13 protein-coding genes are annotated in these 14,063 nt (G+C 41.1%); 1 reads left to right on the forward strand and 12 read right to left on the reverse strand.

From position 1 onward, the window contains the following. Positions 1-209: 209 nt before the first annotated feature. The 9 genes from BM243_RS09245 to BM243_RS09285 all read right to left on the reverse strand — a co-directional run bounded on the left by BM243_RS09245 (position 210) and on the right by BM243_RS09285 (position 9,956). Entirely contained in the window at positions 210-1,100 is an 891-nt protein-coding gene (locus BM243_RS09245) for a ribokinase (protein WP_074912085.1), read from the reverse strand. Then, the gene (locus BM243_RS09250) at positions 1,097-2,272 is read right to left on the reverse strand and encodes a M20 family metallopeptidase (RefSeq protein WP_177213497.1); all 1,176 of its coding nucleotides are present in this window, start codon (positions 2,270-2,272) and stop codon (positions 1,097-1,099) included. Before BM243_RS09250 ends, BM243_RS09245 begins: the two co-directional genes overlap by 4 nt. A gap of 10 nt (positions 2,273-2,282) precedes the next feature. Continuing rightward, complete coding sequence (locus BM243_RS09255; protein ID WP_074912087.1) at positions 2,283-3,029, reverse strand: glutamine amidotransferase; 747 nt, start codon at positions 3,027-3,029, stop codon at positions 2,283-2,285. Between the two features lie 20 nt (positions 3,030-3,049). Continuing rightward, the gene (locus BM243_RS09260) at positions 3,050-4,327 is read right to left on the reverse strand and encodes a M20 family metallopeptidase (RefSeq protein ID WP_431602447.1); all 1,278 of its coding nucleotides are present in this window, start codon (positions 4,325-4,327) and stop codon (positions 3,050-3,052) included. A gap of 5 nt (positions 4,328-4,332) precedes the next feature. Then, a complete protein-coding gene (gene rihB / locus BM243_RS09265; RefSeq protein ID WP_074912088.1) occupies positions 4,333-5,274 on the reverse strand; it encodes a ribosylpyrimidine nucleosidase in 942 nt (313 codons plus the stop codon). Between the two features lie 22 nt (positions 5,275-5,296). Continuing rightward, positions 5,297-6,241: an ABC transporter permease gene (locus BM243_RS09270; RefSeq protein WP_074912089.1), complete on the reverse strand. Its 945-nt coding sequence runs from the start codon at positions 6,239-6,241 to the stop codon at positions 5,297-5,299. A 10-nt stretch (positions 6,242-6,251) separates the two neighbouring features. Further along, complete coding sequence (locus BM243_RS09275; protein ID WP_074912090.1) at positions 6,252-7,298, reverse strand: ABC transporter permease; 1,047 nt, start codon at positions 7,296-7,298, stop codon at positions 6,252-6,254. Next, positions 7,288-8,838 carry an ABC transporter ATP-binding protein gene (locus BM243_RS09280; protein WP_074912091.1) on the reverse strand — a complete coding sequence of 517 codons (1,551 nt, stop codon included), beginning with the start codon at positions 8,836-8,838 and terminating at the stop codon, positions 7,288-7,290. Before BM243_RS09280 ends, BM243_RS09275 begins: the two co-directional genes overlap by 11 nt. 68 nt (positions 8,839-8,906) lie before the next feature. Then, complete coding sequence (locus tag BM243_RS09285) at positions 8,907-9,956, reverse strand: BMP family lipoprotein (RefSeq protein WP_074912092.1); 1,050 nt, start codon at positions 9,954-9,956, stop codon at positions 8,907-8,909. 393 nt (positions 9,957-10,349) lie between these two features. On the opposite strand from BM243_RS09285, the gene BM243_RS09290 reads away from it, so the two are divergent. Further along, positions 10,350-11,378 carry a LacI family DNA-binding transcriptional regulator gene (locus tag BM243_RS09290; protein WP_074912093.1) on the forward strand — a complete coding sequence of 343 codons (1,029 nt, stop codon included), beginning with the start codon at positions 10,350-10,352 and terminating at the stop codon, positions 11,376-11,378. A gap of 244 nt (positions 11,379-11,622) precedes the next feature. Here BM243_RS09290 and BM243_RS09295 read toward each other — a convergent pair whose 3' ends face one another. The 3 genes from BM243_RS09295 to pcp form a co-directional block, all read right to left on the reverse strand. Then, complete coding sequence (locus BM243_RS09295; RefSeq protein ID WP_074912094.1) at positions 11,623-12,666, reverse strand: type II TA system antitoxin MqsA family protein; 1,044 nt, start codon at positions 12,664-12,666, stop codon at positions 11,623-11,625. A 36-nt stretch (positions 12,667-12,702) separates the two neighbouring features. Next, the gene (locus BM243_RS09300) at positions 12,703-13,116 is read right to left on the reverse strand and encodes a hypothetical protein (protein ID WP_074912095.1); all 414 of its coding nucleotides are present in this window, start codon (positions 13,114-13,116) and stop codon (positions 12,703-12,705) included. Between the two features lie 284 nt (positions 13,117-13,400). Further along, the gene (pcp, locus tag BM243_RS09305; protein WP_074912096.1) at positions 13,401-14,045 is read right to left on the reverse strand and encodes a pyroglutamyl-peptidase I; all 645 of its coding nucleotides are present in this window, start codon (positions 14,043-14,045) and stop codon (positions 13,401-13,403) included. Positions 14,046-14,063 lie beyond the last annotated feature (18 nt).

Consider the following 14,063-nt stretch of genomic DNA (forward strand, 5'->3'; position numbering starts at 1 on the left):
TCCTAAAGATCCATTTACACTGTTCACCTGCACTGTACCCGCCTTGATTCTTTCACGGACTCTATTAAGAATATCCTACATTCACATATTAAAAGCTGGTCCAGACTAAGAATTTAGTCTGGACCAGCCATACTGGTGAATCGCTTGCAAAACTCACCAGATATTGAGGGGTGTCTTGTTGGCTCAGCCATAAGACTTTCGAAATAACTTTAATCGAATGTATAGTCCAAAACTTCTGCGATAATTGGAATCGATGCTTCTGCACCATTTCTTGTAACAGATATGGCGGATGCTTTCGCAGCAAGATTCATAGAGTTTTCAACCGTTTCTCCTCTAGAAAGCGCTGCAATAAGATATCCTGTAAAAGTATCTCCTGCACCCGTTGTATCTACTGCCTGAACCTTATAAGCGGATTGGAATACGCTTTCTTCTCCACTTTTATAATATGCACCGTTAACACCTACCGTTAGAATGATTGTCATAGATGGATACGTCTCAGAAAGCACCTTTAGGATCTCCTGCGGATCCTCTTCTCCTGACAGATCTCTTCCTTCTACTTCATTCAGAATCAGCATGGACACTTTATTAAGATCAAGACTCTGTATTTTTTCATTCATGGGAGACGGATTGAGGATCACTTTCATCCCTCTCTCATAAGCCTTGTCCATGATAAAACTAAGCTCATTGATCTCATTTTGCAGTACCAAATAATCCCCTTTATCAAACCCATTCAGTATTTTTTCGATATGGGATCTGTTTTGTCTTTGATTTGTTCCACCATAAAGGATGATACTGTTCTGACCCTGTTGGTCTACTAAAATTACTGCATGTCCTGTGGATTGGCCAATCTCTTTCTCTATATACTCTGTATCAACATCGTTCCGACGTAAAATCTCAGTAAGGAATACCCCTTCTTCTCCAACTACTCCTGCATGATATACTTTTGCTCCTGCTCTTGCCATGGCAATGGACTGATTTAATCCTTTTCCGCCAGCAAATACCTTTCTATCAACGGAGGAGAGGGTTTCACCAGGGCGAACCAGATGTTCCACCTGATATACATAGTCGATATTGAGGGAGCCGAAATTTAAGATTTTCAAATATTTTCCTCCCATCTCTTGTAGTTTTTCATGAGTTCATAATATGTTCTAATCGCCTGATAATATTTTTCGAGTTCCAGTGACTCATTTGGAATATGAGCTTCTCTCATTTCTCCAGGACCATACAACACTGTTGGAATCTTTCTATTTTTTCGGATGATAGAGGCATCGCTGAAGAAATTTGTGCCACTGAACAATGCCTCTTCTCCAAAAGCATTCTCGTGAGCCTTCTGAAGAAGTAGAACTGCATCATCTACTTTATCTACTGAAACTGACTCTCGATGATTTAGAATTTTCACCGTGATCTTACCTTTATGAATGCTGTTGAACTTCTCTTGAAGTTTCTCCAGATCTCTAAGAAACTGAACACTGTCCGTCTCAGGAATCAGTCTGATATCTAGATTTGCTTCCGCAGAATCAGGAATCACATTGGTCTTAATTCCGCCTTTCATCGTGGTCAGTTGGCATGTATTCTCTCCTAAAAAAAGGTTCTTTCCAGGAGGAAGAAGCTTTTTGAGTTCAGTGACGAAATCTATGAGGCTTTCAATGGCATTGATTCCCTCATCACTGTATGCTCCATGCGCAGTTTTTCCAGCGGATCTCACTTCCAGCCAAATCGCTCCTTTTGAAGCAATCGATATGGTATTTCCTGTGGGTTCCGAGATGTAAAGAACGGCATCCTTCTCGGCTGCAATCTCTTCCGCTATTTGTGATGCCCCAAGTCCATCAGACTCCTCATCAAAGGTTCCATAAAAGTGAATGGTTTCTTCGGGTATAAAGTTTTCTGCTTTAAGCAGCTGCATCGCATAGATCATGGCACAGAGTCCACCCTTCATGTCACTGGCTCCACGGCAATAAACTCTTCCATCTATCTCCTCAGGAACATAAGGATTGGTATTCCATTTGGATACGTCCCCTACAGGTACCGTATCCAAATGACCATTTAATATCAGCCTTACTTCTTTCTTTCTCCCTGGTAGACTTATGCGAACATTTGCCCTTTCAGATGTCTCTAAAAGCACATCAGACATCAACCCATACTCTGCTCCGTATCTTGCCAGATACTTTGCAAGCACTGCCTCTTTTCCCGGAGGATTCACAGTAGGAATCTTTAGTACCTCATAGAGGAACTGCTTTGATTCGAGTTTTTCTTTTTCTGTAAGTCCTTTCAAAATACACCTCCTACTTGGAAGTCATATAGTCCAGAAGCCCTTTCCAAAGTTCATCATAATGAGTCCAGTTGACGAAGGCTGGAGGTCCCCAGTGTGGTGCACAGTCAGATGTGAATACTGAAGACTTTCCTTTGCCAAAGCTTCCCACTGCGATCAAAGGATCTCCTCCGATTTCAACCAGCACCTCAGCTCCTTCTATAGGAAGGGTCTTATTGTACCCAAGGAAGTGTGGCCACTCTTCAGGTAAATTCCTTATTGCTTCATGATCTTTCACTTTTTGTGGAACAATCCCTTCTGGACGCTCTACTCTATCGTCTACATCCAGACACTTTACTGGGAGAATATCCTTCACCTCTGTCATTCCGTATCTTGTTTTTGCATCGATACCTGTAAAGGACATGTAGCCTCCCACCATTAAGAAACTTCCACCCTCAAGAACATAGTCTCTGATTAAAGCTGTTCTGTTTGGTGTCGTTTCACTCTTTGTGAAGGTATTGTGTGGAAGCAGCAACGTATTGGATCCAATATCTGACAGGATGACTGCATCATACTTCTTGATTTCTTCCATAGTAGTTGGGAATTTGGAAGATGCCTCATGATTAGGAAGGTAATCTACCTCATACCCTGCTTTTTCAATGGCGCTTCTGATATATTTTACGCCTTCTTCATAATTGGATGTATAAAAAGTATCGAATCCCTTGATGTGTGTGGTGTAACTCACCCAGGACTCTCCTGCAATTAGTACTCTCTTATTCATTCTATTCTTCTCCTTTAGTTCTACTTATTATTTCCCCAGTTCAGAATCAGTTCTGCATAGACAAGGATTGCATCAAAGTACTGGTCCAGATCAATGTGTTCATCCACTGCATGACACTGAGCAAGTGTTCCAGGTCCATACTGCAGTGTCGGCATCTTAGCGATGTTTTTCCATAGTCTCGAATCGCATCCTGATGGAGAACCAACTATCTTGACCTCTTCATTTTTTACTGATTTGAAGGATTCTTTGAAGCTGGATACAAACTCGTGGGACAAATCCATTTCAAAAGAACCGCCTGCCTGATAGATCGATATTTTAGGAGGATGATTCTTCAGCCAACTGTCTCCCTGACAACGCTCGAGGATGGCGCCAGTATACTCTTTGATGACCTGATCTCTCGTCATAACTTCTGGCAGATAATGGACGCAGGTTCTAAAGATACAACGATCTGGAACTGTTGATCCAGCTGTTCCACCTTCCATCACTCCCACATTGGAATTGGGTGGAGGAAGCAGAGGATGCTTATAGGTCAATAACCAGTTATGTTCCAGTTCGTCAATGGCGTCAACCAGCTTCATGGCTTTATGAATGGCATTCACACCATTCCACTTAGTGCCTGAATGGACTGCAATCCCTGAAACTTCCACTTCAAAGAATACAAAGCCCATATGAGCAGCAATGAGCTCATTGTCTGAGGGTTCACACACTACTGCAGCATCCGCTCTAATACCATGCATCACAGCTGCAATGGAACCATTTCCGCCACCTTCTTCGTCAATGACGGATGTAATGAGAACGTCTCCGGGGAGATCATATCCTGCATCTTTTAACAGATGAACAGCCATGGTGCTGGCCATCAGTCCACTTTTCATGTCACATACGCCCAGTCCATACATTTTACCATTTTCCACATAGGGTTCATGGGGATCTCTTCTCCATAACTCTTTTTGCGCTGGCATGGTATCCATATGGCTGTTGAAGAGAATGGATTTTCCTCCATTACCTTTAAATGTGCCGTATACATTAAAGCGGTTTTCATAATTATGTCCAGGATTACCTTCCTGATACTTTTCTATAGATTCTGAGATGAGTGCTTCTGTCACAGGGTGTGTTTCAATCTCATCCGCACCCATTTCTTTTAGAAGTGATATAAAATACTCCTGACCTTCCTTTTCTAAACCACCAAAAATACCATGACCGATATCATGGGTATCAATTCTCACAAGATCCATGAGTTTATCTACATATAGTGCTTTGTTTTTTTCTAGAGTCTCTCGTAACTTACTCAATACAATCACCTCGATTAGTTATAGAGCTTAAGACATTCCTCCACGGTATTCCAGAAACCTTCTTTATCCAGCTTTACAGCAACTTTCGAGTTTGGTTCTTTGCCTGTAATGCCGAAGTAATCACAAAGGGTTCTTCCATAACATCTTTCACTTCTTATTTCTACTTCTGTATACATATCTTTTACTTCTATGCAATCTGGATTGATGAGATAAGCGATGCAAGTTGGGTCGTGTAGTGGACCACCTTCCCATCCAAAGACCGCCTTCTGGGTTTTCCCAAAAAATGTCATAAGATCCGCAAAAAGTTCAGATGCTGGATTACCAATACTTCTCATTCTTTCTACAATCTCGGGGTAGCAAAGTGCTTGTCTTGTAAGATCCAAGCCCATCATCACAACGGGTCTTCCAGAATTGAATACTACATAGGCAGCTTCTGCATCCGCCACGATATTGAACTCACCTGCTGGAGTTACGTTTCCTAACTGATATGCTCCTCCCATAAGAACAATCTCTTGAATCTTATCCACAATTCTTGGTTCTCTTCTCATGGCCATGGCGATGTTTGTCAGTGGACCTGTTGGAACAAGTGTCACATCTCCATCTGATTCCATCAGGGTCCTGATGATGAAATCTACAGCATGTTCTTTTTCAGCTTCTCTTGTTAAAGGATCGAAAACTGGACCATCAAGTCCTGTTTCTCCATGAATATCATCTGCTATGATTTGTCTGTCGCGAACCATTGGGATACCACACCCTGCATATACAGGCACATCTAAACCTAGCTTCTGAACTACATTCAGACCATTTCTGGTGGTTTTTTCCAACGTCTGATTCCCAGCTACGATGGTAATACCAAGTAAATCAATCATGGGATGTTTTGCAGCCATGATGATGGCTACAGCATCATCATGTCCTGGATCACAGTCTAGAATAATCTTTCTTACGTTTTCTTTCATTTCGAATCTCCTTTATTATGTATTAGTTTTCTGCTTTACTAAGGCTCAGTGAGCTCTTTGATTTTGCATCCTTTCTCTTCTTCTGATAAAGAGATATGGAAAGGACCGCAACAGTGATGACATAGGGAAGCATGAGCACAAATTGGGATGGCCATCCGTAGGCTTGAAGTCTTCCGCCTACGCTGTCTACAAATCCGAAGAGAAGTGCGCCTACCCAGGCCAGAAGAGGATTTGCTCCTCCAAAAAACATGGCAGCGACTCCCATAAACCCTCTTCCGTTGGTCATGTTTTCAATAAACATCTGTGAATACCCAATGGAAAGATGTGCTCCAGCAATTCCTCCAAAGATTCCAGATATGGCCATTACGCTGTATTTCATCTGATTTACTTTTATACCTGCTGTCTCTGCAGCAAGAGGGAATCGGCCAACGGATCTCAATCGTAGACCCCACACGGTGCGGTACAGTATAAAGTAAAGTACAAATACAGAAACAATCCCTAGTATTTCCATAAGAGACCAGTTGTTGAACAGCACATTCAGCACTTCAGACTTTTCCAAAAAAGGAATATGAATTCTTGGAATCGCTTTGATGTCAGGGCTTGTGAAGCTTCCTGTAGTTCCAAGAAACTGCTGAATTCCGAATTTAGTCGCTGCAAGTGCTAACGTATTGACTCCAACACCAATGGCCGTAATATCTGCATCATATTTGATATGCGCAACTGCCATGATCATAGCTGTTGCAACACCGGCAATGACAGATACAAGAATTGCCAAAACCCAGCTTCCCGTACTGACGCTGACCCATACCGCCATGAACGCAGACATCAGCATAATTCCTTCCGTACCGATGTTAGTGATGTTTCCCTGCTGTGTTATGGTTGCGGCAAGAGCTGCGAAGAGAATAGGAGTTGAAGCACGAATTGTCGCATATACCAGTGATAAATCAAAAATTGATAATATATCCATGTTTTCCTCCCTACCCTTCTACTCTTTCTAGTGTTGCTTTCTTTTTTCTTTTCTCCAGAAATGCGAACAATGTTTCCATGGTGGCAAAAATGATGAAGATGGCTATAATCATATCAACTATAGACTTCGGTACTCCCGTGTATCTTTCCATTCCTAGTGCTCCTGACTTCAGTGCAGCCAGGAAGAAGGCCATGAATGGAACCATCTTGATGTCATTCTTTACGATGAGTGAAGCCAGCATACCGTCAAAGGCAATTCCTGCTGAAAATCCACCCAAGAAATATCCATAAGTGCCAAGGACTTCCAGTCCTCCAGTAACTCCGCCAAAAACCCCACTTAGTAGCATAGCGGCCATGATTCCCTTTTTGGGATCTATCCCGATATACTCTGCATGCTTTGGATTAAGACCGATACTGGTAAACTTGTATCCTACTGTGGATCTGTTCAGTAACCATATGATAAAAACAACCATGAGAATTCCTATGAAAAGACCCGTATGCGCCTGACTTGGCTTAAGAAACTGAGTCAGCTTTGCTGAAGCTGCTACTGTAGGTGTCTGAGGCACGCCTGTTTTCGCACTCATAGGTCCATTGACTAAGTAGGAAGTAATATTGATGGCCACATAATTAAGTAGAATTGTGCTACAAACTTCATTCACACCAAGATATACCTTCAATGAAGCTGGAATCGCTGTCCAGAGAGCTCCAACTACACCTGCGGAAACAATGGCAATGAGGATGATGAGCACTCCTGGAAGATCCGTCAGTGTGTACCCTACAAAAGCTGCCATAATGGCACCCAAGTACATACTGCCTTCCACACCAACATTAAACGCGCCTGTTCTTGCTGCAATAGCAAATGCCATTGAGGTCATAAGAAGTGGAAGAAATTTCTGAAGCGTCGTACCTAAATTCAGTTTGCCAACGAAGGCACCGCGGAACAGGTAATAGTATGCTTCAATGGGATTATGCCCCAACGCAATCATGATGAAAGCACCAATGACTAGAGACACCAAAGAGGTGAGAAACAGATTGAAATATTTATTTTTAAGCTTCATTCAGATCTCCTCCCATTTTCTCTAGTGATTCTTTCGTACCGCCCATCATAGCCAGCCCAACGTTATCTCTGTTCGCTTCTTTACTGGAAAATACAGCCATAATTTCCCCTTCGTACATTACTGCTACACGGTCAGACAGTGACAGTACTTCTTCAAGGTCCGCTGACACTAAGAGAATTCCTGTTCCTCTTGATTTTACTTCATTCAGAATTCGTCTTATGGATTCGATGGCACCGATGTCAACGCCTCTGGTAGGTTGAGCGGCAATAAGAAGTTTTCCTTCCTCTTCTACTTCACGGGCAACAACAATCTTCTGAGCATTACCTCCTGATAGGGCTTGCGTGATATTCTCTGGTGCACTTGGTCTTACATCATACCGTTCGATAAGCTTTTCAGAAAAACTTCTGATTTCTTTCTTATCCTGAGCAATTCCTTTAGCGAAGGGTTTCTCATCTACCTTGAGGGCAATCATATTATCCATGATGGACATGGATCGGTTCAGTCCACGAAGATTTCTGTCTTCAGGTATATGGGTTAAACCAGCTTTTCTTGCTTTTAAAGGAGAAAAGTTTGTTATGTCTTTTCCGTCCAGCAGAATTTGTCCTTTCTCCACTTTTCTTAAGCCTGCAATGGCTTCGATGAACTCGCTTTGACCATTTCCATCAATGCCTGCGATCCCAAGAATCTCTCCTTCTTTTACATGCAGATCAATTCCTTTGATTTTAGAAATCTCTTTGTCCCCTGAGGTCCAGAGATTCTTGATTTCTAATATCGTCTTCCCAGTTTTCACTTCTTCCTTTTCGATTCTTAAAAATACATCTCTTCCTACCATTCTTCTGGCAAGATCTTCTGGTGATGTTTCCTCAGGTGTTATGGTGCCTTCATATTTACCTTGTCTCATAACTGTAATACGGTCAGAAATATCCATAACCTCATTCAGTTTATGGGAGATGAACACGATGGACTTTCCACCATCTCTCAAATTTTTAAGAATCTCAAAGAACTTTGTAGTTTCCTGTGGAGTTAACACCGCTGTAGGCTCATCCAGAATGAGCACTTCAGCCCCTCTATAAAGGGTTTTAATAATTTCTACTCTTTGAGCTTCTCCTACAGAAATCTGATTGATTTTTTTGTTCAGCTGAATGTCCATTTTATAATTGTCAATATAGTGCTGAATTTCTTCTCTTGCTTTATTAAAATCAATCGTAACGCCTTTTTTGGGTTCAAATCCCAAAATGATGTTCTCTAAAACTGTAAGTTCATCTACGAGCATGAACTCCTGGTGTACCATCCCAATGCCTTCCATAATTGCCAGCTTTGGAGTGATCTTCTCAAATAGCTTTCCTCTTAATTTGATCACACCACCGTCATGAGGATACATCCCATATATGATTTTCATCATGGTGGATTTTCCTGCACCATTTTCTCCTATGAGAGAATGGATTTCTCCTGCTTTTAGATTGAACTGTCCATCCTGAATGGCTTTGACAAACTCAAAGTTCTTCTTGATGTCCACCATCTCAATGATATAGGGTTCCATAAGATTCCTCCTTCCTCCTTTAATGAAGACGATTGGTGTGGGTTGCACACCAATCGCTTTAAAATTCTCTACTTTCTACCGAATCCCTCGAAAGATTCTACTTTAATTTCGCCGTTCTTCACTTTTTCTTCAAGTTCCTTGATTTTATCCAGAATGTCCTGTGGGAACTTATCTCCAAGAGCTTCTTTCATAACACTCATGTCTGTAAGGCTTACTCCACCATTAGAGATATCAAGATAGTTTGTCACATTCCCTTTATAGGTTCCGTTGATGACGGATTCAATAACCATGTAAGTTGCAACGTCTACTCTCTTCAGCATAGAAGTAAGAATGCTTCCTGGATACACATCATCCTGATTCAGGTCAACACCGATGGCATACTTGCCTTCATCCTTTGCCCCTTCAAGAATTCCATTTCCTGTACCAGAAGCTACATTCATAACGATGTCTGCACCCTGGCTGTATTGTGCTACTGTAAGTTCTTTACCTTTTAGAGGATCATTGAAAGATCCTGCAAAAGACTGAAGAATCTGCACTTCTGGATCAATGTACTTTGCTCCTTGCTCATAACCGGTAAAGAAATCAGAAAGAACTGGGATATCCATTCCGCCAACCCATCCGATGATTTTCTCTGGGTTTACGCCTTCAATATCGGTTTTAGTTGTGAACATAGCTGCAGCTGCACCAGCTAAGAAGGATCCTTCATTCTGTGCGAAGGTAGAGGAAACAACATTATCTCCTTTTACGACGCCATCAATCAGTGCAAACTTCGTTTCTGGGAATTCTGGCGCATGTTTGGTCACAATTTCTTCAAATTGTGTAGAAACAGCGATAACCAGATCATAACCATCTGCTGCCATAGCTACAAAGTTTGATTCCCATTCAGTTGGTTCTTTACTTTCCATTTCTTTAAGTTCGATGCCAAACTCCTCGACTGCTCTCATGGCACCTTCATGTGCAGAGTCATTAAAAGATTTGTCACCGAGGAACCCGGAATATACCAGAGCTACTTTTAGCTTGTCCCCATCGCCTGAAGGAGTCTCACTTTTTTCTCCGCAACCTGCTAGTACACCCATGGTCAAAACTAGAGATACAACTAGTGATAGAATTTTTTTCATGTTCGTTTCCTCCTAAATTTTCTCCCAATTGGTAAAACGTTTTACCACCCCAAAAAAATAAATTGAATTTGCATCAATTCTCTTGTATGCTTAGGTAAAGCGTTTTACTAACTTGTGTTTATTGTAATCGTATTCTCCATATCATGTCAAGCAACATTTTTGAAATTATGAAAATGATAACATTGAACAACTTTACCGAACAGCAAATTTCATTTTTTCAAGGATATATTCCAACAATCTAAAAATTAGCAGAAATATGGTTATATTGTGATTTTGTAAACAATTTCATCCACTTCATCTTTATTAAAGTATAATGGAAGTATCACGAAAAATGGTAAGGTAAACGTGAAGAGTAATTCTTAATAAGTACTATAGATTGGCAAGGTGATTCTTATGGCAACAACAATTAAAGATATTGCACAGGCTACGGGCCTCTCTGTGACCACTGTCTCATTGGTGCTCAATCAGAAAGCAGATAAAATACCAGAGAGAACCAAAGAACTGGTTCAGAAAACTGCAAAGGATATGAACTATAGACCAAACCAGATTGCAATCAGCCTGGTAAAGAAAAAGACAAAAACATTAGGCCTCCTGATACCTGATATTCGGAACAGCTTCTTCTCTATGCTGGCTAAGGAGGTAGAAGATGAATGCCACAAAATGGGCTGGACTATGATCCTTTGCAATACTGGAGATCAGCATCATAGAGATCTCGAATACATCGATGTGCTTGCCAGTAAAAATGTGGACGGTGTCATCTACTGTATGGCTTCTGACACCACACTAGAAAAATTTCAGGAAGTTCATGAGCTACTACAGATCTATAAATTACCGTTTATTATGATTGACCGAACTTATGACTTGAAAAATGTTCATGCAGCGAAGATTGACAACAGGCTTGGCGGATTCCTAGCTACGGAGCACCTCATTTCTCTAGGCCATTCTAAAATTGCATGCATCACTGGTCCAATGAACCTAATGGATACACAGGCAAGACTCTCAGGATACAAGGATGCATTGGAAAAGCATGGAATTGTTTTTGACCAGAGCCTTATTTACCACGGTAATTATCAGATGAGCGGTGGGGTTCACGGGATTACTGAACTCAAGCAGCAAGAGTTCACAGCAGTGTTTGCATTCAATGACCTTATGGCCTTTGGTGCATACAAAGCTTTAAAGCAAATGAAAAAGAAGATACCAGAAGACGTTTCTTTGGTCGGATATGATGATATCGTCTTCTCGGAAATGCTGGAAGTTCCCCTTACCACGATACGTCAGCCCATAGGAAAAGCAGGAAAACTGGCAGTTCGGTTTATTATTGAGTATATTGACGATCCATCTTCCGCCGAAGAAGTACCTATGTTGTCACCAAAGCTGATTAAGCGTGATAGTACCATGAAAAGAAAGAATCCCCCCACTTAATTACTTCTCACACCAAAATGGAGACGGGATTTTAAGCAGCTGATTTCAGTGAGAAAAAGTTATTGCATCCGTTTCTTAGATGATTTATGCTAATCATTTAAGTACTTGTTTTGATGTATACAGTTCAATCGCGATCTAGTTAGAAGTGTCTTTTGTAGGCACTTCTTTTGTTTTCAGCCCCTTATCTCGTTAGATTGACACAAAAAAACAAGCCCATCACATCGTGATAGACTTGCTGCTGACATTACTCAAGCTCATTTAATTCTTTGGCAACCTCGTAGGAAATGATTTGGTTCGGCTGCGTTTCCTTGTAGGCATGTTCTTCATGCATGTAATCCACTATTTCTTTTGCTCGAAGGTCTTTGAACTTATGGGATAACATCTGAAGAATGTCCAGTTCTTCAGGCGTAAACTTAGCTAAGTCAATCTCTTCCACCGGTAGAATCTTATAGCCTATATCCTCATAACACATCTCTTCCTGCACCTTCACCGAAGGCAAAGAGATGATCTCATTGTAAGCCAAGGGGAGTGCTCCGTGGGTTTTATGCTGGTAGACTAGTCCCATCATTGCCTTCCCGTGCCTTCTATAATGCAGCACATCTGCGTACCACAAAAGCTTCATTAGCTTCACTTTATAGAGTCTATTGGTGTTTTGGGCAAAATACCCCATCACGTCATTAACTTTTTCAATATCAAGTACTTTATATCCATTGTATGCACTTTCACTGTGAAAGCCAACATAGATGGACTGTATTTCTTTTTTCTTCAGAAACTGTGTTCCTAAATCCTGAACTTTTGAGATGATACTGCTTCGAATTCTTTCATATTTCTCTTTTGAAAACTTTTCTTTATGTCTTGTAAGACTCTCTAAAGCAAATAGCGGATCTTCCCTGGTCATCCGCATTAGATGATCGTAGGTTTCATCCTGTATGCTTTTACTCTCATATCTTGTGACCGTCACTTCACCCCATCCTAACAGGCTGGAAAACTCATTCTGTGTGAGTTCATAGAACCTCCGAATTTCAGCGATTTCATAAGAAGTAAGCAAAGCTTTTTTTGTTCGATAGGCGTCTCTGGCTCTAAGTAAATTCTCATCCATCATAGACGCAGAAATAAACTCATTTTCTTCACTTTCCGTGTCTGGGCATTCGAAATAATTCTCCTCATACTCTACCACTTCACCTTTAATGAATCCTTGGGTTTCTCTAGTCTTTATCTCTAACTCATGTACTTTATTACATATTGGGCAATCCATTTTTATGATTTTACTCCCGTATTCTTTTTTCATTCTTTACACCTCTTTCTTATAGAAATGAGGACCCTTCTATTCAAATGGTCGGCTTTGTGGAAATGGATATCTCGCAAAATGAAATGAAACACAGAAAACCTTTCGTTTCATACTATCTCTAATTTTGACTTTAATGTACACATCTTTCTTTTGGATCACTTTGCCAAAAGCAAAAAAAGGTGGCAGTTCAGGATCTTTGTTATCAATGATGGTCTCCAAATATTCACGAACATCAAGTGCTAAGAGCTGACTATAAACATCATAACTATCAAACTCCAGTTCCAACAATGTGTTTGCAGTAGTATACGGATCTATCGGAGATTCACTTTTCTTTTTCATCATGATATCTAAATCGCGGCTAACAACAAACATAGGGTTTGATAGTACTTCCTTCAGTTCTTTTAGAAATATTCGAACTTCTTCTTCTGAAGATATAATCCTATTGTCCACAAAGCACCTCCTGTTATCTTCATTATAACTATCAATTGATAGTTGTCAAGATGCTTATTGAATGCAGACGGCTATTGGGATTTGTCTTCGTTCATTACTTGCTAATTTTATCAATGGAAAGGATTACGGAGACAATTAAAAAAGAGTCCGATAAGACTGATCTATAAGCCAAAGGCTTTTTCATACAATCTATAGGACTCTCCTGTTCTGTTGATCTGTATCTAAAGTACCTGTTTTACTAGAACTACGATTTTCCTTTACTCACGTCTGTTTCCTAAAGGAGCTTAATCAATCTTTCCACCCACAGCCACAATATCCTTATCATACTTCACAATGGCCGAAACCGCAGCTTCCAATGCTTTTGCGATATCCACCATGGACATGCATGGTGCTGGTGCTGGCCTTCTTGCCACCTGCTCCGGGATAAAGGGCACATGGATGAATCCTGCACGGATATTCTTTCCCATCTTTTCAATCTGATACAGCACCCCATACATAATATGGTTGCAGACAAAGGTGCCTGCAGAGTTTGAAAGAGACGATGGAAGACCTGCAGATCTTATGGCCTCCACCATGGCTTTCACAGGAAGTGTCGTAAAGTAAGCCGGTGCCCCATCCTCATAGATGGGCACATCGATGGGCTGATTCCCTTCATTATCGGGGATTCTCGCATCATCCACGTTGATGGCTACCCTTTCAGGGGTCACTTCAAACCTTCCGCCAGCCTGTCCGATGGACAGCACCACATCTGGATCCTCTTTTACAATAGCTTCTGCTACTTTATCTATGGACTTTCTAAATACAGTGGGAATCTCAAGCTTCACAATCTCTGCTCCGTCAATGTTGTCTTTCATCAGTTTCACTGCTTCCAAAGCCGGATTGATGGATTCTCCACCAAAAGGATCAAAAGCTGTGACTAGTATTTTCATCAGATGAAAACCTCCTTT

Origin of the sequence: Proteiniclasticum ruminis (assembly GCF_900115135.1) — a bacterium.
Taxonomy (GTDB): domain Bacteria; phylum Bacillota; class Clostridia; order Clostridiales; family Clostridiaceae; genus Proteiniclasticum; species Proteiniclasticum ruminis_A.

Excerpts from the sequence above, each read along its gene's own strand:
- BM243_RS09255 (WP_074912087.1), bottom strand. The coding sequence starts at position 3,029 with ATGAATAAGAGAGTACTAATTGCAGGAGAGTCCTGGGTGAGTTACACC.
- rihB (WP_074912088.1), bottom strand. The coding sequence starts at position 5,274 with ATGAAAGAAAACGTAAGAAAGATTATTCTAGACTGTGATCCAGGACAT.
- BM243_RS09270 (WP_074912089.1), bottom strand. The coding sequence starts at position 6,241 with ATGGATATATTATCAATTTTTGATTTATCACTGGTATATGCGACAATT.
- BM243_RS09275 (WP_074912090.1), bottom strand. The coding sequence starts at position 7,298 with ATGAAGCTTAAAAATAAATATTTCAATCTGTTTCTCACCTCTTTGGTG.
- BM243_RS09280 (WP_074912091.1), bottom strand. The coding sequence starts at position 8,838 with ATGGAACCCTATATCATTGAGATGGTGGACATCAAGAAGAACTTTGAG.
- BM243_RS09285 (WP_074912092.1), bottom strand. The coding sequence starts at position 9,956 with ATGAAAAAAATTCTATCACTAGTTGTATCTCTAGTTTTGACCATGGGT.
- BM243_RS09290 (WP_074912093.1), top strand. The coding sequence starts at position 10,350 with ATGGCAACAACAATTAAAGATATTGCACAGGCTACGGGCCTCTCTGTG.
- BM243_RS09295 (WP_074912094.1), bottom strand. The coding sequence starts at position 12,666 with ATGAAAAAAGAATACGGGAGTAAAATCATAAAAATGGATTGCCCAATA.
- pcp (WP_074912096.1), bottom strand. The coding sequence starts at position 14,045 with ATGAAAATACTAGTCACAGCTTTTGATCCTTTTGGTGGAGAATCCATC.